This is a genomic window from Plantactinospora sp. CNZ321 (assembly GCF_004217235.1).
On sequence record NZ_SHKQ01000001.1, the window covers coordinates 404,980 to 424,689 of the forward strand.

The following is a 19,710-nucleotide window of genomic DNA, read 5'->3' on the forward strand; positions in this document are numbered from 1 at the left end:
GCCACGGCACACCGCTGCGCTCAGCTCCGCGAGGCCGGGCCGGTCACCGGCGAGGGGTGGCCGGCCCGGCTCCGGTGACGGTCGGGCGGGCGGTCCCGTCGGTCGGTCACCGGTATCGTCGGTGCGGCGCGGGACGGCTCCGGTCCGTGCCGCCACCGGACACCCGACTGGAGGTCCCGCCATGCCGAAGATGTCGACCCGGCCGAGCAGTGTGCCGGCTCCGCTCGCCGCCGCACTGGCGGCGGATCCGGCCCGGCCGCTGCTCACCTACTACGACGACGCGACCGGGGAACGCGCCGAACTCTCCGCCGAGGAGCTGACCGAGTGGGTGGCCCGGACGGCGAACCTGCTGGTCCACGGGTGCGGGCTGGGCATCGGAGCCCGGGCCGCGGTGCTGCTTCCGCCGCACTGGCAGACCGCCGCCGTACTGCTCGGCACCTGGTCGGCCGGGGTGGCGGTGAGCTTCCACGGCGCCGCCACCGCCGGGCTGCCCCGGCTCGGCCCGGGCGTCGAGGAGCCGTTCGACGTCACGTACGCCGCGCTGGGCCGGATCGACGACTGGCTCGACCACGTGCCCGAGGCGGAGCACCGGTTCGTGCTCGGGTTCGCGCCCGACGCCGCCCCGCTGACCGAGCCGCCGACCGGCTACCGGGACTACCTCACCGAGGTGCGCCGGCACGACGCCGACCCGCGGCCGTACGTGCCGCTCCGGGCCGACGACGCGGCCAGCGTCGACGGGACCAGCTACGCCGAGTGGGGCCGGCTGGCCTGGGCGCTGGCGACGGAGACCTTCGACCTGCGCCCCGGTGACCGGGTAATGGTCGACGCGGCCGCGCACGAGCACCCGGCGAAGTGGCTGCTGGCACCGCTGGCCGCCGGTGCCACGGTGGTGCTCTGCGCCAATCTCGACCCCGGCACGATCGAGCGGCGCAGCCGGGCGGAACGGGTCACCCGGGTGCTGTGAGCGCCCGCCTCCGGTTCAGCCTGTGGTGGAGGTGTCCGGCAGCAGGCTGGTCGCACCGGGCACGTAGGGGTCGAGCAGATGGGTGGCGAGCACGATCCGCTGCCACCGGCTGACCGGTACGCCGCTCGCCTCGGCCAGCCGCACCACCGCCCGCCAGTCCCGGGAGCAGCGGGCCCGGACCCGGCCGAGCAGCGACAGTAGCTCCGCGGCCGCCGTACCCGTGCCGGCCCGCCGGCGTGCCTCGGCGCCGTCGGCCAGCTCGGCAAGGGTCCGGTCCAGTTCGAGGTGCACCTCCGGGGTGGCCGCCTCCAGCCGGTCGGCCAGGGCGAACGCCTCCGACCGACCGTCCGGGGCCCGGCCCGCCGACCCGCCCAGGGTGTGCCGGTAGAGGCCGGCCCGAACGTCGTGGTTGCAGAGCACGGCCAGTTCCCGGAGCAGGTCGGCCGGCTCGTCGGCTGCGTGCACCAGGTTGAGCTGGTAGTTGACGCTGCCGACGTCGTAGCGGAGCTGACCGGGGCGGCAGCGGACCGGGTCGGCCGGCCCCTTGGCGGTGCTCAGCACCAGCGAGGCCGGCTCGGAACGGCCGGGCAGCGCCAGCAGCAGGAGCAGGCACTCGCACGCCGTGACGTAGAGGTCGGCGGCGTCTCGCCGGTCCCGACTGGCGGCGTTCAGACCGTACTGCCACAGCGCCCGTACGCCGTGCCGGTCGATGGTCACCGTCGCCGCCCAGACGATGCGGAAGCCGTACGCCAGCACCCAGTGCAGCACCGGGCCGAGCCGGCGGCTGACCACGGCGTCCGGCTTCAGCAGCAGCAGTGCGTGGTCGTGACAGAACTCCTCGATCCGGCCACCGCCGACGGCGAGCAGATCTTCGAAGCTCTCCCGGAAGTACGTGTCGACCGCGTAGAGGGATCGCTTCCGGGGGAGCGTCGACAGGAAGGCGGGGATCTCCTGGGCGCCGGGGGTGGCCATCGCCGGTCACTCACGCAGTTCCGCGGCTCGCCTGCCGACCTCTCCCGGGCTGAGCAACTCACCGTCGAGGACCACGCCGACGAAGCCGTCCAGCGGGATGTGCTCGAAGACCGGCGCGCCGAGGCGGGCGAAGACCGGCGCGGGAACCAGCTTCAGCGCGGTGGTGACGATCAGGGTGGGAAACTGCGCCGCCAGTTCCCGGGTGCCCCGGATGTTGAGCACGGTGTCCGGCCCGATCGCGTCGGCGCCGGCCAGCGCGACCGCCGGCTCGCCGGTACGCAGCGAGTCCGGCAGCTGGGCCAGGATCTCCTTCACGATCGAACTGCTCGGCGCGTAGGTGACCGGCACCCCCTGCTCGCCGACCCAGGCGACCGCCGCCTTGACGGTGTTCTCCACCGCGTGGTCCAGTTCGGCCCGGATCCGGCGGAGCTCCTCGGCCGGCTCTGCCGACCGTACGGCGTTGGCGATGTGCCACATCGGTGCGTAGCCGGGCAGCCGGGTGGTCAGGAACGCCGTCGCCTCGGCCGCCGCGACGGGATCGTCGACCAGGTCGAGCAGACCCTGGATCACCAGCCGGGCAACTCCGGTGGCCCCGGCCGTGGTGACCGTGACGGCCTCGCGAAGCGGTGTCGGCAACGTAGCTTGGTCCATGATGCGGGCTCTTTCCGTTCCGGGTCTGGTCCCCTGAGGACAGGACTACCTTTCCGGCATCGAGGATCCCCGATCTGCGGGCATCCCGGCGCCGGGTCTGGTAGTTCATATCAAACGGACACCCCGGCCGGAGCCGAATGACCAAATAGCAGCGGCCGTCACCGGTCGACGACGCACGGTGCTCCCTGCCGCACCGTGCGGACACCGCAGCCCTCCGCTCACCCACCCGGATGCCGGGCGGCACCTTCGACGCTGTGTCAGGATCCTGGTCATGGACGACAGGACGATTCTGAGCCGGATCACCGAGCTGGTCGACGAGGAGCGCCGGCTCCGCGACCACGCCCAGCAGGTGGAGAACTCGACCGATGAGGACCGGGACCGGCTCCGGGAGTTGGAGGAGTCGCTCGACCAGTGCTGGGACCTGCTACGTCGGCGCCGGGCCGCCCGGCAGGCCGGCAGCGACCCGGACACCGCCGGAACCCGCAGCGTGAACGAGGTCGAGAAGTACCTGCAGTGAGGCTCTAACGCACCCCCGCCTCCCGGAGCAGTTGCTCGGTCAGTACGCCCGGGTCGACCAGCTCACCGGGGAGTCCCCGCGCCGCGAACCAGGCGGCCACCACCCGTACGTCCCGGGCCAGGAATTCCCGTCCGCTCGGGTTGGCCACCACGTCCACGACCTGCGGCAGGTCGATCAGCACCAGCCGGTCGGCCTGCACCAGCAGGTTGTACGGCGAGAGGTCACCGTGTGCCAGCCCGGCCCGGGCCAACCCGACCAGCGCGTCGACGAGTTGCTCCCAGAGCCGGCGCAGCAGCACCGGATCGGGTCGGAGCTGGGCCAACCGCGGCGCCGCCTGCCCCTGCGCCTGGTCGCCGACGAACTCGAGCATCAGCTCCGTCCCGATCAACTGCACCGGGTACGGCACGGCGATGTTGCCCAGTTCCCGCCCCACCTGCCAGAGCCGGGTCAGCGCGGCGAACTCGGCGGCGGCCCACTGACCGGCGATCATCTGCCGGCCGAACGCGGTGCGTCCCTCCATCGCCCGGTTCTCCCGGGACCGGCGTACCCGCCGCCCCTCCAGATAGCCGGCGTCCCGGTGGAAGAGTCGATGCTCGGGATCACGGTAGCGCTTGGCGGCGAGCAGGCAGCTCCGGTCACCGCCCGGCACGGCCCGGCGGACCAGGTGCACGTCCGCCTCCTTGCCGGTCTTCAGCACGCCCAGCTCGGTGTCGACGGCGGCCAGTTCGGTGACCAGCCAGTCGGGGTGCGGCTCCGGTCCGTGCACCGCCTGGTCCCAGGTCGACCAGCGGTCACCGACCTCCGGGGTGTCGGTGTCGGCGTTGGTGTCGAACGCGGCCGCCGTGGCGTGCCGGTTCCGTTTCAGGAAGCGCGGTTCGTCGTCGTCGAACCGGCGGGTGGCGCGACCGCCACGGGAGCGGGCCGCACCGGGGTGGTCGTCATAATCGCGTGGCACTGGAGGAATCCTCTGATCGAGTCGGAAGAAGACGGCAGGAAACGCAGCACAACGACAGCCACGGTCACCCCTCCTTCCACTCGGCCGGGCACCGCCCGGAATGCGATATGACCCGGAGAGACCAGGCAGGGTCCTCCGTCGCGCAATGCTCGCCGGCCGGGGAGCGGCGGTCAACCGAATTACCGACCGGGCCGCCGGTCAGGTTTGCCCGTCGTGCCCCGGTCAGGTTTGCCAACCGTGCCGCCGGTCGGGTTTGCCAAATGTGCCGCCGGTCAGGATCGGCGCCCCAGCCGCCGGTCAGGAGGCGAGCACCGCCGCGACGGCGGCGATCAGCCCGTCAACGGTTTTCGTCGGGGCGTACCGGCGCTCCATCCAGCGGCGGCCCCGGTGCAGCCAGACGCTGGGCAGCCCGACCGCGGCGGCGCCGCCGATGTCGGCCTCCGGGCTGTCCCCGATCATCCAGGCACCACGCAGCCGCATCCGGACCCGTTCGGCGGCGAGCGCGAAGATCCGGGGATTCGGCTTGCTCACCCCGACCTCCTCGGAGATCACCCAGTCGGCCAGGTAGCGGTCCAGGCCGGTACGCCTGATCTTCATCTCCTGTAGCCGCTCGGTGCCGTTGGTGACCGCCACCGGCACCCAGCCGGCGTCGTCGGCGATACGCAGCGCACAGGCGATCAGCGGATCGAGCCTGGTGTATTCCACCACTCCCTCGTGCAGCGCCTCGACCAGGTCGATGGAGGGGATCCGGAGGCGGTACCGGTCACGGATCGCGTCGGCCACGTCCCAGCGGTTCGTCAGGCCGTCGGCGTCCACCGAGAGGAGCCAGTCGATGTCGCTCTCGGGCGCTCCGATTTCGGCCAGGAACCCCTGCGCCCACGTCCGGAACGGACCCGCCCGGTCGAGCAGAGTGTTGTCCAGATCGAGGAGCAACAGCGGCACTTGCGCACAGTACGGGACGCACCCGGTCGGACAACAGTCCCAGCATGCAAACAACCCGGTTGCCGGAGCTGACGACAGGCGTTCAACCGGTCAACCTGGCCCGTACCCCACCCGGCCCGGGCAGCCGGTCGGCGAGCATCCGGTGCGCGTCGCGTACCCGGTGCAGTTCGGTCGGGTCGAGCCGGGCGACGACGACGGCCGCACCGCGGTCCCCGGCCCGGCGCAGTACCGCGCCCTCGGGGTCGTAGATCGCCGCGCCGCCGTTGAACCGCCACGGCGCCGCGCCGTCGACCGCGTTGGCGAAGACCACGTACATGGTGTTGTCCAGGGCGCGGGCCCGGTAGTAGAGGTCACGGCGGTGTTCGGAGCCGACCAGGTAAGCGCTCGGGCAGAGGTAGCCGTGCGCCCCGTCGGCCGCCGCCGCCCGACCGTGCTCGGGAAAGCAGCCGTCGTAGCAGACCCCGAGACCGAGCCGCCAACCGTCGACCAGCAGGGTCGCGCCGCAGCCTCCGGGCGTGAACAGCGCGTTCTCGTCCGGGCCCCACAGGTGCTGCTTGGCGTATCCGGCGTCGATCCGACCCTCGCCGTCGACCACCAGCGCCGAACAGGTTCGCCGGCCGTCCGGGTGCCGGACCGCCGCGCCGACCACGATCACCACCCGGCGGTCCCGGGCGACCGTACGCAGCGGGTCCAGCCGGGAGTCCGCGACCAGTCCCCCGTCGTCGGCGGCCACGTCGGTGCCGGCGGGGTCGCCGGCCAGGGTCGGTGGATGGTACGCGGGCAGGAACAGCTCCGGGAGTACGACGACCCGGGCACCGTCGTCGGCGGCCCGCGCCACCAGCCGGGCGGCCGAAGCCGCGTTCCCGGCCACGTCCCCGGGTTCCGGTTCGGCCTGGATCGCGGCGACCGGCAGTGCAGCGGCCGGCGGTCCGGCGATGGTCTGCGTCACGGCCGCGATGATAGCCGCCGACCGCCCCGGGCACGCCGGCTCGGAGTGGCGACCCAAGACGTACGTACGGATTGCATACCGGGTCGCCGCCTGGCACCATCGGATGGTGCCCAGGGTAAGTCAGGACCAGCTCGACGCCCGCCGACAGGAGATTCTCGGCGCGGCACGGGCCTGCTTCGCCCGGCACGGCTACGAGGGCGCCACCGTGCGCCGGCTCGAAGAGGCGACCGGCCTCTCCCGGGGAGCGATCTTCCACCACTTCCGGGACAAGGACTCGCTCTTCCTGGCGGTCGCCGAGGACGACGCCGCCGCCATGGTCGCCACGGTGGCCCGCAACGGTCTGGTGCAGGTCATGCGCGACCTGCTGGCCAACGCCACCTCACCGGACACCACCGGCTGGCTCGGCAGCCAGCTCGAGGTGTCCCGGCGACTGCGCACCGACCCGGAGTTCGCGAAACGCTGGGCGGAGCGTTCGGCCAGCCTCGCCGAGGCCACCCGGGGGCGGCTGGCCCGGCAGCGGGACGCCGGGGTGCTGCGCGACGACGTACCGATCGAGACGCTGGCCCGGTTCCTGGAGTTGGCCTACGACGGTCTGGTGGTGCAGCTGGCGATGGCCCGGCCCGCCGACGACCTCGGCCCGGTGTTGGACCTGGTCGAGGAGGCGGTCCGCCGCCCGGGCGGCTGAGCGCGGCCAGCCAAGCGGGCTGAGCGCGGCCAGCCAAGCGGGCTGAGCGCGGCCAGCCAAGCGGCCTGAGCCCGGCCAGCCAAGCGGCCTGAGCCCGGCCAGCCGGGCGGCCTGAGCACGGCCAACGGTCGCGCCCGTGCGGTCGCGGGTCGCCCGTGGGAGGTTTGCCGAACCGCGACGAAGCCGGTTGGCGCAACCGATCCACAATGGTGGCAGTCCCACTCCCGTACCCCAGGAGTCACCCCCGATGGATGTGCTGACGACGCAGGCCGCGACCTGGGGCGTACCCGGGCCGATCTTCCTCACCCTCTACCTCACGACCGCCGGGCTGGTCCTGCTCGGCACCCTGCTCCACCGGCTGGTCGGGTTCGCCGGGCGCCGCCCGCCCGGGGCCGAGCCGCCGCATCCCATCCCGCTCGCCTGGTTGGCCGGCGGTGACCGGCTGGCCGTGCACGCCACGCTCGGCGGGCTGCGCGCCGCCGGGGCCGTCGGCGCGACACCACAACGCCGGCTGGATCGGACCGGGCCGCTGCCGGTGCCGGCCACACCGATGGAGGCCGCCGTGCACCAGGCGGCCGCACAGGGTGTACCCGGACGGAGCCTCGGCAACGACCCGCAGGTCCTCGTGGCGCTCGCCGGCCTCCGGGACGGCCTGGTCCGGAGCGGTCTGGCGCCGCCACCGTCGGCCCGGTCGATCGCCCGGCTCGGCCCGGTACTGCTGCTGGCCCTGGTGGCGGTCGGCCTGGTCCGGCTCTTCGCCGGAGTGGCCGGCGGCCAGCCGGTGGGCTACCTGGGGCTGAGCCTGCTGGTGCTCGGCCCTACCACCGTGGTGCTGCTGGGCGCGGTCCCCCGCCGGACCCGGGCCGCGAACGCGCTGCTGCGCGACCTGCGCCGGCAGCACCAGCACCTCGCACCGCGGCAGTCGCCGGCCTACGCCACCTACGGCGCCGCCGGCGCCGCGTTGGGGATCGCGCTGTTCGGCACGGCCGCGCTGGTCGCCTTCGACCCGGCGTTCGCGGCCGAGGCGGAGGTGCAGCGCGCGATGAGCGGATCGGCGGTGGGCGGCAGCGGCTGGTCGTCCGGCGGCGGCTCCGGCGGCGCGGACAGCTCGGGCTGCGGCGGCGGATCCGGGGGCGGATGCGGCGGTGGATGCGGGGGCGGATGCGGCGGATGACGAGCGCGGACGCTGTGCCAGGGCCGGAGCACGGCGGATACGGCGTCGGGATCGGCTGGCGACCCGAGATCGCCGGCTTCGTCGCGGAGCTGCCCGGCCTGCGCTTCGTCGAGGTGATCGCCGAGTCGATACCGGCCGCCGGGCTGCCGCCGGGCCTCGCCGAGTTGCGCCGCCGGGGCGTGGCGGTGATACCGCACGGGGTACGGCTCTCCCTCGGCGGTGCCGATCCGGTCGAGCCGGCCCGGGTACGCCAGTTCGCCCGGGCCGCCGAGTTGCTGGACGCGCCGCTGGCCAGTGAGCACATCGCCTTCGTCCGGGCTGGCGGGATCGAGGCGGGGCACCTGCTCCCGTTGCCGCGGACCCGGGAGGCGGTCGACGCGGTGGTCGGCAACGTCGCCCGGGTACGCGCCGAACTCTCCGTACCGCTGGCCCTGGAGCCGATCGCCGCCATCTTCGACTGGCCGGACGATGAGCTGGACGAGGCTGACTTCCTCACCGAGATCCTCGACCGCACCGGCGCACTGCTGCTGCTGGACGTCGCCAACGTCTACGCCAACGCCCGCAACCGTGGCGCGGACCCGCTCGACCTGCTCGACCGGCTGCCGCTGGAGCGGGTCGGCTACGTGCACGTCGCCGGCGGAGCGGCCAACGACGGGATCTACCACGACACGCACACCGACCCGGTGCCGCCGGAGGTACTCGACCTGGTCGCCGAGCTCTGTGCCCGGCACCGGCCGCCGGCACTGCTGCTGGAGCGCGACGGGCACTTCCCACCGGCCGCCGTGCTCCGCGCCGAACTCGACGCCATCGCCGCCGCCGCCGGCTACCCGACGGTGACCTGAGATGGACACCGATCCGGACCGGGCCCGGCCGGGACGCCGGCTGACCGGCGGTGAGCTGAGATGGACGGCGGTGAGCTGAGATGACCGACGAGATCCGGACCGGGGCGGGCCCGGCCCGGACGCTGGCTGACCGGCAGGCCGCGCTGGTGGCCGCCCTGGTGGCCGGGGGACCGCTGCCCCCGGGGTTCGACGCCCGGCTGGTCGCGGTGGCCCGCTCGGCGCTGCTGCACAAGCGGGCCGGCGAGGTCGCCCGGCACTGGCCGCTGCTCGCCGCCGGGCACGGCCGGCGCTGGCCGGCCGTCTTCGCCGCCTGGGCGGCCGGTCGTCCGACCTCCGGCTCGATCCGGGACGGCTGGGATCTGGCCCGGCACCTGGCCGCCGACGGGGCGCTGCCGTGGCGGGCCGCCGAGGAACTCGCCGCCCGGGAGGCCGGCTGGCGGTACGACGGCCGCACGCCCCCGCGCCGGCGCCGGCTCCCGGCGCTACGCCGGACCGGGACCGTACTGGTGGTACAGGTCGCCGGCCGGGTACGGATGTGGAACGTCCCCGGCGTCGCCAACCCGAAGATCGGCTCGCCGCCGCCCGGGTCATAGGATCTCGGCCATGGACCTCGGACTCGCCGATCGGGTGTACGTGCTCACCGGCGCATCGAAGGGACTCGGCCTCGCCACCGCGCGCGCCCTGGTGGCCGACGGCGCCCGGGTGGTGATCTCGGCCCGGAATCGCGACCAGGTGGCCGAGGCGGCAGGACTGCTCGGCCCGGAGGACCGGGTGGTCGGGCTCGCCGCCGACCTGGCCGCCCCGGACACCGCGACCCGCCTGGTCGACACCGCCGTGCAGCGGTTCGGTCGGCTCGACGGCGGGCTCGTCTCGGTCGGCGGACCGCCACCGGGCAGCGCCGCCCAGGCCACCGACGCGCAGTGGCGGGATTCCTTCGAGACCGTCTTCCTCGGCACGGTCCGGGTGGCCCGGACGATCGCGGCGGCACTGCCCGCCGGTGGCGCGCTCGGCCTGGTGCTCTCCAGCTCGGTGCGGGCGCCGATCCCCGGGCTCGGCATCTCGAACGGGCTCCGGCCGGGATTGGCCGGGGTGGCCAAGGACATGGCCGACGAGTACGGCCCGCGCGGCGTACGGGTGCTGAGCCTGCTGCCGGGCCGGATCCTCACCGACCGAAACCGGGCCCTCTTCGCGGCCAGTGGCGACCCGGAGCGGGCCCGGGCCGAGGCGGAGGAGGCGATACCGCTGCGCCGGCTCGGCGACCCGGACGAGTTCGGCCGGGTCGCCGCCTTCGTGCTCTCCCCCGCCGCCAGCTACCTGACCGGGGTCACCCTGCCGGTCGACGGCGGCGCGCTGCGCAGCCTCTGAGCCGGTCTCGGCGTCCCGGGCCGGGCCGCGCACGCTGTTCGGCCGCTCCCGGCGTCCCGGCTCGGGCGCTGGCCCGGATAGAGTTGCCATCCGTTGTCATGGAGGTGGGGGCCATCGGACTCATCAGCATGATCGTGCTCGCCGTCGGCGGGCTCTGCTGCCTGGTGCTGGTCGCCGTGCTGGTGGTGGTGCTCCTGGCGACCCGGAACAACGGCCGGCCGTGACGGCGGCGCCGCGGTCCAGGCCCCGGCCGACCCCGGCCGAGGTCGCTGCGGCGGCCGACCGGTTGCTCCCCGACCTGATCGCCCCGGGCCTGGACGTACTCTTCTGCGGCATCAACCCGGGTCTCTACTCGGCCGCGACCGGCTGGCACTTCGCCCGACCCGGCAACCGGTTCTGGCCCGCGCTGTACCGGGGCGGGTTCACGTCACGCCTGGTCGATCCGGTCGACCAGGCCGAACTGCTCGGCTACGGGCTGGGCCTCACCAATCTGGCGGCCCGGGCCAGCGCCCGGGCCGACGAGCTGACCCGGGACGAACTGGTCGAGGGCGGACGGCTGCTGGTCGGCAAGGTCCGGCGGTACCGGCCGCGCTGGGTGGCTCTGCTGGGGGTGACGGCGTACCGGACGGCACTCGGACGGCGTACGGCGAAGATCGGACGGCAGCCGGAGACGCTCGGCGGGGCACACCTGTGGGTGCTGCCGAACCCGAGCGGGCTGAACGCACACTTCACCGGTGCGGCGCTGGCCGCCGAGTTCGCGGCGCTGCGGGCGGCGGTCCGCCAGGAGGTGGGTCAGACCGGGTCGTAGTCGGGGCGCGGCATCGCGACCACCGGCTCCGGGCCGACCGCGTCGGCGTACGGGGCCGGGGAGTCGGCGACGGCGAACTGGGTCCGGTACAACTCGGCGTAGAGGCCGCCGACGGCGACCAGTTCGTCGTGCCGGCCCCGTTCGACGATCCGTCCGCGGTCGAGTACCAGGATCTGGTCGGCCTCCCGAACTGTCGAGAGCCGGTGCGCGATGACCAGCGCCGTACGCCCGCTCAGCGCCACCGACAGCGCCCGCTGCACCGCCGCCTCGGACTCGGAGTCGAGGTGTGCGGTGGCCTCGTCGAGGATCACGATCGACGGGGCCTTGAGCAGCAGACGGGCGATGGCGATCCGCTGCTTCTCGCCGCCGGAGAACCGGTAGCCGCGCTCGCCGACCATCGTGTCGAGCCCGTCCGGCAGCGAGCGGACCAACTCCTCCACCTGGGCGCCGCGCAGGGCCGCCCAGAGTTCCTCGTCGGTCGCGTCGGGCTTGGCGTAGCGCAGGTTCTCGGCGATCGTCTCGTGGAACAGGTGCGAGTCCTGGGTCACCACCCCGATGGTGTCGCGCAGCGAGTCGAGGGTGGCGTCCCGGACGTCGATGCCGCCGACCCGGACCGCGCCGTCGGTCACGTCGTAGATCCGGGAGACCAGCATCGAGGTGGTGGACTTGCCGGCACCGGAGGGGCCGACCAGCGCCACCATCTGGCCCGGCTCGACGGTGAACGAGACGCCGCGCAGCACGGGCTCGTTGACCGTCCGGTCCAGCGTGGCGACCTCCTCCAGCGAGGCGAGCGACACCTCGGCGGCGGTCGGATAGCGGAACCGTACGTCGGAGAACTCCAGCCGCCCGGTGCCGCGCGGGATCTCGACCGCGCCCGGCTTCTCGGCGATCGACGGGGCCAGGTCGAGCACCTCGAAGACCCGGTCGAAGGAGACCAGCGCGCTCATCACGTCCACCCGGACGTTCGACAGTGCGGTCAGCGGTCCGTAGAGGCGGGTGAGCAGCAGCGCGAGCGTCACCACCGTGCCGGCGCTGACCTCGCCCCGGACGGCGAGCCAGCCGCCGAGCCCGTAGGTCAGGGCCTGGGCCAGCGCGGCCACCAGCAGCATCGCCACGAAGAAGGTGCGGGAGTACATCGCGGACTGGATGCCGATGTCACGGACCCGCTCGGCCCGGTCGCCGAAGCGCCGTGCCTCGACCTCCGGCCGGGCGAAGAGCTTGACCAGCAGCGCGCCGGCCACCCCGAACCGCTCGGTCATGGTGGCGTTCATCTTGGCGTCGAGGTCGTACGACTCCCGGGTGATCTCCGCCAGCCGGCGGCCGACCCGGCGGGCCGGGATGATGAAGATCGGCAGCAGCACCAGGGAGAGCGCGGTGATCTGCCAGGAGAGCGTGAACATCACCGCGGCGGTCAGCACGAGCTGGATGATGTTGCTGACCACCCCGGAGAGGGTGCTGGTGAAGGCCCGCTGCGCGCCGGTCACGTCGTTGTTGATCCGGCTGACCAGCGCACCGGTCTGGGTACGGGTGAAGAACTGCAACGGCATCCGCTGGACGTGGTCGTAGACCCGGGTCCGCAGGTCGAGGATGATCCCCTCGCCGATCCGCGCCGAGTACCAGCGCTGGGCCAGCGAGAGCAGTGCGTCCAGCACCGCCAGGCCGGCGATCACCAGGGCCAGCCGGACGACCACGCCGCCCGCGTCGGCGCCGCCCCCCGAGATCGCGTTGATCACGTCACCGGCGAGGACCGGGGTCGCCACCCCGATGACCGCGGCGAAGATCACCGTGACCAGGAACACCACGATGTCGCGCCGGTAGGGTCGGGCGAACTCGACCACCCGCCGGACGCTGCGCCGACTCACCCGGTGTGCGGTCACCTCGTCGCGGTTGCGCAACGAGCGCAGCATGTTCCAACCGCCCATGCTGGCACCGGCACCCATCGGGTTCACCACGCGCGACCTCCCCGTCGTCCTCGACGACCACCGCCGTCGAAGACGACCACGACCGTCCTCGACGACTACGACAACCGGAGCGGTGACGCGATTCTTCCCGAATCGCCCGTTGATCACACCGCGCCGGATGATCAAGCACGCCGTCGACGGGTCAGCCTATTCGCCGGCTCCGACAAGATCACGGATGCGCCGGACCTGTGCCTCGCGCTCGGCCCGCTGCTGCTCCGCCGGGGAGCGCCCGGATGCGCCGGCCAGCAACGCCTTGATCTCCACCACCGCGTCCCGGTTGCCACTCAGGATCGCCGCGGTCAGGTCCCCGACCGCCGCGTCGAGGTCCTCCGGCGGCACGACCACGGTGGCCAGGCCGAGCCGTGCGGCCTCGGCCGCGTCGATCCGCCGGCCGGTCACGCAGATCTCCAGGGCCCGGGCGTAACCGACCAGGTCCACCAGCCGCTTGGTGCCGGCGAGATCGGGGACCAGGCCGAGGGTGACCTCGGCCATCGCGAAGGTGGCGTCGGAGGCCAGCACCCGCAGGTCGCAGGCGAGCCCGAGTTGGAAGCCGGCCCCGATGGCGTGACCCTGCACCGCCGCGACCGAGACCAGGTCGGGTCGGTGCAGCCAGGTGAAAGCGGCCTGGAAGCCGGCGATCCGCTCGGCACACTCCTCGGGCGGCAACGTGGCCATCTCGGCCAGCGAGTTCTCCGCCCCCGACCGATCTGTCGCCATTGAGAGGTCGAGCCCGGCGGAGAAGGCTCGACCCTCGCCCCGTACCACCACGACGCGTACGTCACCCGGGAGATCCCGGGAGAAGTCCCGCATCGCCCGCCACATCTGTGGGGTCTGTGCGTTGAGTACGTCGGGCCGGCACAACGTCACTGTCGCGACCGGCCCGTCGCAGTTGAGTCGTACGCCGACGGTCACGCAGAAGTCCGCAGGCGTACGGGTCCGGACCAGGCTGCTGAACGGATCACGCCTTCTTCCGACGACGCGCTCCGCCACGCTGACGAAGCTGTACACCAGACTCGGTGAGCACCCGGTGGATGAACCCGTAGGAACGGCCGGTCGAGGCCGCCAGGGCGCGGATGCTTTCGCCGGAGGTATACCGCTTGACCAGGTCCTTGGCGAGCGTCTGGCGCTCGGCTCCGACGATCCGGCGACCCTTCTCAGTGCTGGTGGCTGTGCCAGTGGCTGCCATGTTGATTCCTCACGTCCCAGACTGTGCGGTTCGATACGGTCCCACCTATTAGACCGCCTCGAACGATCATGCGCTAGATATCAACTCTTCGCCAACCGACACGCACAGCAGTGTCAGTTTCCCGATTCAGTGATTGCGCCGCTGCCACCGTCCACACCCACCTGCCGGACCGGCACCGCACGTCAGCAGGGATTTCGAGTGGCAGCCCACCAAAGGTGAGGCTGACTCACATGGTTTCCGGCCGCCTGGTCGGGTTTCCTTCCACGTCACGGGAGCTTCGCCTCATCATCCGGCGAGTTTCGTTCCGCCGACGTCAAGTTTCGGCTCGCCTACCGGAGAGTTCCGTTCCCGGCTCGGATTCCCGGGGAGGGAATCCGCAAAATGGGAGTTCCGGTCCGCACGGTCTCGTCTGTGCCGGCCACCGGCAAGCGCGAGACATTGTCGTACTGACCGTCCTCATCGTCCGCTCTTCGGGGGCGGGAAGTTGCCGATCCGGCAGATCGTCGACGGTCAGTACGCGGATTCCCCGGCCCGCTCGGCGGCCGGACCACCGCTAGGCCAGCTCGACCAACTCGAGCAGGTCGTCGCTCCAGGCGTCCTCGTCACCGTCGGGCAGCAGGATCGCCCGGTCCGGCTTGAGCGCCAACACCGCCCCCGGGTCGTGGGTGACCAGCACGATCGCCCCGGGATAGCGGGCGATCGCGTCGAGCACCTGCTCCCGGCTCACCGGGTCGAGGTTGTTTGTCGGCTCGTCCAGGAGCAGCACGTTCGCGCCCGAGCAGACCAGGGTGGCCAGGGCCAGCCGGGTCTTCTCACCGCCGGAGAGCACCCCCGCGGGCTTGTCCACGTCCTCGCCGGAGAAGAGGAACGCACCGAGGATCTTCCGCAGGTCGGTGTCGGACTGCTCGTTGGCGGCGCTGCGCATGTGGTCCAGCACGCTGCGGTCCACGTCGAGCGTCTCGTGCTCCTGCGCGTAGTAGCCCAGCCGCAGCCCGTGGCCCGGCCGCACCTCGCCGGTGTCCGGCTCCAGCAGCCCGCCGAGGATCCGCAGCAGGGTGGTCTTGCCGGCACCGTTGAGCCCGAGGATCGCGACCCGGGAACCCCGGTCGACGGCGACGTCGACGTCGGCGAAGATCTCCAACGAACCGTACGACTTCGACAGCCCGCTGGCGGTCAGCGGCGTCTTGCCGCACGGCGCCGGGCTGGGGAACCGCACCTTGGCCACCTTGTCGGCGACCCGGGCCTCCTCCAGCCCGGAGAGCAGCTTCTCGGCCCGCCGGGCCATGTTCTGCGCCGCCACCGTCTTCGTCGCCTTGGCCCGCATCTTGTCGGCCTGGGCCATCAGCGCGCCGGCCTTCTTCTCGGCGTTGGCCCGCTCCCGGCGGCGCCGCCGCTCGTCGGTCTCCCGCTGCTCCAGGTACTTCCGCCAGCCGACGTTGTAGACGTCGACCACCGAGCGGGTGGCGTCCAGGAACCAGACCTTGTTGACCACGGCCTCCAGCAGCGAGGCGTCGTGGCTGATCACGATCAGGCCGCCCTTGTGCGCGGCGAGGAAGCCGCGCAGCCAGGTGATCGAGTCGGCGTCCAGGTGGTTGGTCGGCTCGTCGAGCAGCAGGATGCCGCCGCCGTTCTCGGCCGCGTCCCGGAACAGGATCCGGGCCAGCTCGACCCGGCGGCGTTGGCCGCCGGAGAGGGTGCCGATGGTCTGCGCGAGAACCCGGTCCGGCAGGCCGAGGTTGGCGCAGATCCGCGCCGCCTCCGCCTCGGCGGCATAGCCGCCGAGGGAGGCGAACTGGTCCTCCAGCGCGCCGTACCGGCGGACCAGCCGGTCGTCGCCGGCGGTGTCGGCCAGACGCTCCTCGATCTCCTTCATCTGGGCCATCAGCACGTCCAGGCCCCGGGCGGAGAGCACCCGGTCCCGGGCGGTGACCCCGAGGTCGCCGGTACGCGGGTCCTGCGGCAGGTAGCCGACCTGGCTACGCCGGTCGATCTGCCCGGCGTAGGGCTGGCCCTCGCCGGCCAGCACCTTGAGGGTGGTGGTCTTGCCGGCGCCGTTGCGGCCGACCAGGCCGATCCGGTCGCCGGGCTGGACCCGCAGCGTGGTGTCGGACAGCAGGATCCGGGCGCCGGCACGGAGTTCCAGGCCGCTCGCAGTGATCATTTCGGAGGACTCGCTCTCGGGGTCGAAGGCTGACTCAGGGCACACGGACGGGCCGGCGGACCACAGATCCGTCGGCGCGGGGCGTTCAGCCTTCGCAGAGCAGCACGGTGCGATTGTACCGGGCGGCTGGCTGGCACCGGGGCCGGATTACGGATCAAGATCACCGGGTATCGACAGTCCGCGACATCCGGCGGTCACATCCGCGACATCGGCGGGTCGGGCGACAGCCGGCGAACACGCGACATCGAGCGAACATCGACGATCGGGCGATCGGGGTACGCGATGGAACTCAACGAGGACGCACGGATCGATACCAGTCAGGTGGAGGACCGGCGCGGGTCCGGCGGCGGGGGGATCCCCATCCCGATCGGCGGTGGCCGGGGCGGGGTGGTGGGCCTGATCATCGCCGTCCTGGTCACCCTGGTCGGCGGCGGCTTCGGCATCAGCCAGCTCACCGGCGGCGGCGGCGCCGAGCAGGGCGACAACACCGCGCTCGAACAGCGCTGCGACGCCACCGACGCGCTGCGCCAACTGGACTGCCGCAACACCCTCTACGTCAACTCGATTCAGGCGTACTGGCAGCGGGCGATGCCGCAACACTTCGACCAGCCGTACCAGGAATCCGACACGGTCTTCTTCGAGCAGGCGGTGAACAGTGCGTGCGGCCGGGCCGACTCGGGGGTGGGGCCGTTCTACTGCCCGCTCGACGACCTGGTCTACATCGACCTGAGCTTCTACCGGGTACTCGCCGAGCAGCTCGGCGCCCCCGGCGAGTTCGCCCAGCCGTACGTGCTGGCGCACGAGTACGGGCACCACGTGCAGGACCTGCTCGGCACCGAGCAACGGGTACGCGACCGGCGGCAGGCCAACCCCGACGAGGCCAACCGCCTCTCGGTGCTGCTGGAGCTTCAGGCGGACTGCTACGCCGGGGCCTGGGCCCGCAACGCCACCGGCACCGCCGACGACCGGGGTGTGAAGATCTTCACCAGCCTCACCGAGCGGGACATCCAGGAGGGCCTGGACACGGCGGCGGCGATCGGCGACGACGCGATCCAGCGCAGGTCCGGCGGCCGGATCGACGAGTCGCAGTTCACCCACGGCAGCTCGGCCGACCGGCAGAAGTGGTTCGGCACCGGCTACGCCAGCGGCGACCCGACCTCCTGCGACACCTTCGGCACCGCCCGCTGAGCCACTCCGGCCCGCCCGGGCTACGGATCGCGGACCAGCCGAGCCGGCCCGCCCCGGCTACGGGTCGCGGACCAGCACCCGTACCGCCCGGGCGGCGGGGATCGCCTCGACCAGGACGGCGTGCCGGGGTTCGGGTATGTCGAGCAGGCGTTCGGCCCGCAGCGCCGCCAGCGGGGCCAGCCGGCGGTCGGCCAGGATCATCTCCACCGCCCGGCGGTCACCGCCGGCCACCACCGCGGCGAGCCGGCGGACCTCGGGCAGCAACAGCCGGACGGCCAGCTCCGCGCCGTCCGCGGCGGCGGCCCTCGCCTGGTTGTCCCGCCGCCGGGCGAACCGCTGCTGGGACCAGCCGCCGGCGGCCGTGCGGCCCTGCACGTACCGGCTGTCCACCTTCGAGACGACGAGGCGGTCGCCCTGGGCGACGCCGACCGCCACCGCTCCCTTGCGGGCCAGCAGCAGCCCCAGCCGCCGGGGCGCCGTGACGGCTGCCAGGAAGACGGGCAGGTCGCCGTCGCCGGGCACCCCCGGCGGCGGGTGCAGCACCGCGAGGGTGCCGTCCGGGGCGGTCAGCCGCGGCCCGTCCGGCCCGGTGGCGACCTCGGGCGGCCCGCCGTGCCGTTCGGCGAAACCGTCGAGCCAGCGGGCCAGCCGGGCCGGGGGCACGTCCACCCAGCGGCCACCGCCGGCGGCGGGTCGGCTGTTCATCCCCGAACGGTACGACGTCGGCCACCGGAACCCGGCCGCCGGGTCCGGACCGGCCGGTGGGCGCCGGCGGGGGATCCCGCCGACGCCCACCGCGCTGACCGGCGCCTGTCGGCGCGGTGCTGCCGGTCGGCTAGGAGCAGAACTGGCGCCAGACCGCCGCACCGGCCGAGTCACGCAGCCGGTAGTCCCCGGTCGACCAGTCGAGGTCGAACCAGAGATTCCACAGCGAGCCGTTCGCCGCCAGATAGTCGTTCATCGCGGTCACCCAGGCCGCCCGTCCGCTGCCGTTGTCACCGGCCGCGATGTGGCTGCCCATCTCGGCGACGCCGAACGGCAGACCCACCGAGGCATTCGCCGCCAGCACCGGGTCGAGCAGGGTCGCCGGGGCGAGATAGCGGCCCTTCGCGGCGGTGCTGTCGTAGTTGTAGACGTCCCAGGCCAGTACGTCGAGCACGCCGTCGCCGGGGTAGTAGTCCCGCCAGTTCCGCCCGGACTCGGCTACCAGCGTCCACTGCATCAGCACCTGGGTGGCGTGCAGTCGCGGGTTGCCGGCCTCGTCGGCGAGGGCCTTGATGTGCCGCCACGCCGCGCGGTACTCCGCCGCGGTGAACTCGCCGTCCCGGATGTTGTCCTCCGGCTCGTGGTAGTAGATCCAGTAGATGTCGCGGTCCCGTGGCGCGCTGGCGAACCACTGCCGCATGTGTGCGTCGTGCACGCCGGCCGCGTGGTCGCGGGCGTTGCCCTTGAACGACACCACGAAGGTGCGGTCACCGACGTCGAGCGGTCCCGGCCAGGCCGGCGGCACGCTGCCGTGGAAGAACCGGACCGCCTCCAACCCGTTGAACAGGGAATCCTCCCGGGCGAGTGCCCCCGCCCAGCTCTCGCCGTTCTCCCGGGCGAAGGACGCGCCGCAGAGCGTCGTTCCCGAGACGGAGGTGTACGAGAGCACGACGGCCGGTCCGTCGGCGCCGTGTTCACGGGAGTGGAAGACGGCTGCGGACTGGGCGGTCGGGTTGGTCAACGCGAACGACACCGGACCGGTGGTCGCGGCCGCGGTCGGGACGTTCACGGAGAGCTGGGTCACTCCCGACCCGGGAATGGCCGTCGTCGTCAGGACGGCGCCGGTGGCCGGCCGGGTGGCGTAGGTGATCGCCTCGGACCAGGTCGAGTTGCTCACCTGCCGCAGTTCCAGCGCGGACGGCTGCTGGGTCAGCTTCTGGAAGGTCAGCTCCAACCGGGCCGCGGAGAGGCGCTGACCGGCCGGCGGGGCGGGCAGGGAGAACCGAAGGTAGATCTGGGAGTGCCAGGGGGTGGACCAGTTGGACGCCGCCAGTTTCGTGGCGGAGCCGTACACCGTGGTCGGCGCCTCCTGCACCACGTACGTGTCGACGGTGGCCGGCACACGTACGTCGGTCGACGCGGAGACGGCGCCGGTCGGCAGCTCGGCCGGCGCGCGGCGGGCGGTGTCGCCGGCTGCCGGGGCGCCGCCGACCAGCACGGACGCCACCGTGACGACCGGCAGCCACGCCAGGTACCTCGGTCGTCGGACCAACCGGGGTTCGAACGGTTCCAATCCAGGCTCCTCACGCGGAAACGGGCAACGGCATTTCTCGATCGATGGCATTTCTCGATCGGTCAGCCTGCCGCCCGGACGCACAGATCCCGCACACGAACTGTCGGCGCGG

20 protein-coding genes and 1 pseudogene are annotated in these 19,710 nt (G+C 72.9%); 10 read left to right on the forward strand and 11 right to left on the reverse strand.

Going from position 1 to position 19,710, the window contains the following annotated elements; translation table 11 throughout:
* The first annotated feature begins 181 nt into the window (after positions 1-181).
* Positions 182-964, forward strand: a complete 783-nt coding sequence (locus EV371_RS01735; RefSeq protein ID WP_486484436.1) for a TIGR03089 family protein — start codon at positions 182-184, stop codon at positions 962-964.
* 15 nt (positions 965-979) lie between these two features.
* Here EV371_RS01735 and EV371_RS01740 read toward each other — a convergent pair whose 3' ends face one another.
* Complete coding sequence (locus tag EV371_RS01740; protein WP_130460491.1) at positions 980-1,936, reverse strand: nucleoside-diphosphate kinase; 957 nt, start codon at positions 1,934-1,936, stop codon at positions 980-982.
* A gap of 6 nt (positions 1,937-1,942) precedes the next feature.
* Positions 1,943-2,587: a hypothetical protein gene (locus EV371_RS01745; protein ID WP_130460492.1), complete on the reverse strand. Its 645-nt coding sequence runs from the start codon at positions 2,585-2,587 to the stop codon at positions 1,943-1,945.
* A gap of 271 nt (positions 2,588-2,858) precedes the next feature.
* Between EV371_RS01745 and EV371_RS01750 the strand changes: the two genes are divergently transcribed.
* Positions 2,859-3,104, forward strand: a complete 246-nt coding sequence (locus tag EV371_RS01750) for a DUF2630 family protein (protein WP_130460493.1) — start codon at positions 2,859-2,861, stop codon at positions 3,102-3,104.
* Between the two features lie 4 nt (positions 3,105-3,108).
* Here EV371_RS01750 and EV371_RS01755 read toward each other — a convergent pair whose 3' ends face one another.
* From EV371_RS01755 to EV371_RS01765, 3 genes are all read right to left on the reverse strand, one after another.
* Positions 3,109-4,059 carry a serine protein kinase RIO gene (locus tag EV371_RS01755; protein ID WP_486484437.1) on the reverse strand — a complete coding sequence of 317 codons (951 nt, stop codon included), beginning with the start codon at positions 4,057-4,059 and terminating at the stop codon, positions 3,109-3,111.
* A 297-nt stretch (positions 4,060-4,356) separates the two neighbouring features.
* The gene (locus EV371_RS01760; RefSeq protein WP_130460494.1) at positions 4,357-5,001 is read right to left on the reverse strand and encodes an HAD-IA family hydrolase; all 645 of its coding nucleotides are present in this window, start codon (positions 4,999-5,001) and stop codon (positions 4,357-4,359) included.
* An 82-nt stretch (positions 5,002-5,083) separates the two neighbouring features.
* Positions 5,084-5,950 carry a carbon-nitrogen hydrolase family protein gene (locus EV371_RS01765; protein ID WP_486484438.1) on the reverse strand — a complete coding sequence of 289 codons (867 nt, stop codon included), beginning with the start codon at positions 5,948-5,950 and terminating at the stop codon, positions 5,084-5,086.
* A gap of 106 nt (positions 5,951-6,056) precedes the next feature.
* Here EV371_RS01765 and EV371_RS01770 point away from each other — a divergent pair, with 106 nt between their 5' ends.
* From EV371_RS01770 to mug, 7 genes and pseudogenes are all read left to right on the forward strand, one after another.
* Complete coding sequence (locus EV371_RS01770) at positions 6,057-6,635, forward strand: TetR family transcriptional regulator (RefSeq protein ID WP_130460495.1); 579 nt, start codon at positions 6,057-6,059, stop codon at positions 6,633-6,635.
* A 247-nt stretch (positions 6,636-6,882) separates the two neighbouring features.
* Positions 6,883-7,809 carry a TIGR04222 domain-containing membrane protein gene (locus tag EV371_RS01775; protein ID WP_130460496.1) on the forward strand — a complete coding sequence of 309 codons (927 nt, stop codon included), beginning with the start codon at positions 6,883-6,885 and terminating at the stop codon, positions 7,807-7,809.
* Positions 7,797-8,651, forward strand: coding sequence for an MbnB/TglH/ChrH family RiPP precursor modification enzyme (locus EV371_RS01780; RefSeq protein ID WP_486484439.1), 855 nt, complete (start codon positions 7,797-7,799; stop codon positions 8,649-8,651). The genes EV371_RS01775 and EV371_RS01780 overlap by 13 nt, the downstream gene beginning before the upstream one ends.
* Before the next feature lie 80 nt (positions 8,652-8,731).
* Positions 8,732-9,213, forward strand: a pseudogene (locus EV371_RS01785) (SCO6045 C-terminal-like domain-containing protein); the annotation flags it as partial.
* Positions 9,214-9,254: 41 nt separating this feature from the next.
* On the forward strand, positions 9,255-10,016 hold the full coding sequence (locus EV371_RS01790; protein ID WP_130460499.1) for an SDR family oxidoreductase: 762 nt from the start codon (positions 9,255-9,257) through the stop codon (positions 10,014-10,016).
* A 98-nt stretch (positions 10,017-10,114) separates the two neighbouring features.
* Positions 10,115-10,240, forward strand: a complete 126-nt coding sequence (locus EV371_RS34035; protein WP_486484440.1) for a hypothetical protein — start codon at positions 10,115-10,117, stop codon at positions 10,238-10,240.
* Positions 10,237-10,824 (forward strand): G/U mismatch-specific DNA glycosylase, encoded by a 588-nt coding sequence (mug, locus tag EV371_RS01795; protein ID WP_130460500.1) that lies wholly within the window; start codon positions 10,237-10,239, stop codon positions 10,822-10,824. The genes EV371_RS34035 and mug overlap by 4 nt, the downstream gene beginning before the upstream one ends.
* Here mug and EV371_RS01800 read toward each other — a convergent pair.
* The 4 genes from EV371_RS01800 to EV371_RS01815 all read right to left on the reverse strand — a co-directional run bounded on the left by EV371_RS01800 (position 10,809) and on the right by EV371_RS01815 (position 16,132).
* The gene (locus EV371_RS01800; protein ID WP_207230684.1) at positions 10,809-12,764 is read right to left on the reverse strand and encodes an ABC transporter ATP-binding protein; all 1,956 of its coding nucleotides are present in this window, start codon (positions 12,762-12,764) and stop codon (positions 10,809-10,811) included. The genes mug and EV371_RS01800 overlap by 16 nt on opposite strands.
* Before the next feature lie 168 nt (positions 12,765-12,932).
* Positions 12,933-13,697 (reverse strand): enoyl-CoA hydratase/isomerase family protein, encoded by a 765-nt coding sequence (locus EV371_RS01805; protein WP_130465584.1) that lies wholly within the window; start codon positions 13,695-13,697, stop codon positions 12,933-12,935.
* 46 nt (positions 13,698-13,743) lie between these two features.
* Positions 13,744-13,971: a helix-turn-helix domain-containing protein gene (locus EV371_RS01810; protein ID WP_007462679.1), complete on the reverse strand. Its 228-nt coding sequence runs from the start codon at positions 13,969-13,971 to the stop codon at positions 13,744-13,746.
* Positions 13,972-14,524: 553 nt separating this feature from the next.
* On the reverse strand, positions 14,525-16,132 hold the full coding sequence (locus EV371_RS01815) for an ABC-F family ATP-binding cassette domain-containing protein (RefSeq protein ID WP_130460502.1): 1,608 nt from the start codon (positions 16,130-16,132) through the stop codon (positions 14,525-14,527).
* A 282-nt stretch (positions 16,133-16,414) separates the two neighbouring features.
* On the opposite strand from EV371_RS01815, the gene ypfJ reads away from it, so the two are divergent.
* Entirely contained in the window at positions 16,415-17,320 is a 906-nt protein-coding gene (gene ypfJ, locus EV371_RS01820; RefSeq protein ID WP_130460503.1) for a KPN_02809 family neutral zinc metallopeptidase, read from the forward strand.
* A gap of 57 nt (positions 17,321-17,377) precedes the next feature.
* Here ypfJ and EV371_RS01825 read toward each other — a convergent pair whose 3' ends face one another.
* Positions 17,378-18,025: an acVLRF1 family peptidyl-tRNA hydrolase gene (locus tag EV371_RS01825; RefSeq protein ID WP_130460504.1), complete on the reverse strand. Its 648-nt coding sequence runs from the start codon at positions 18,023-18,025 to the stop codon at positions 17,378-17,380.
* Positions 18,026-18,155: 130 nt separating this feature from the next.
* Entirely contained in the window at positions 18,156-19,598 is a 1,443-nt protein-coding gene (locus tag EV371_RS01830; protein ID WP_130460505.1) for a CBM96 family carbohydrate-binding protein, read from the reverse strand.
* Positions 19,599-19,710: the final 112 nt, after the last annotated feature.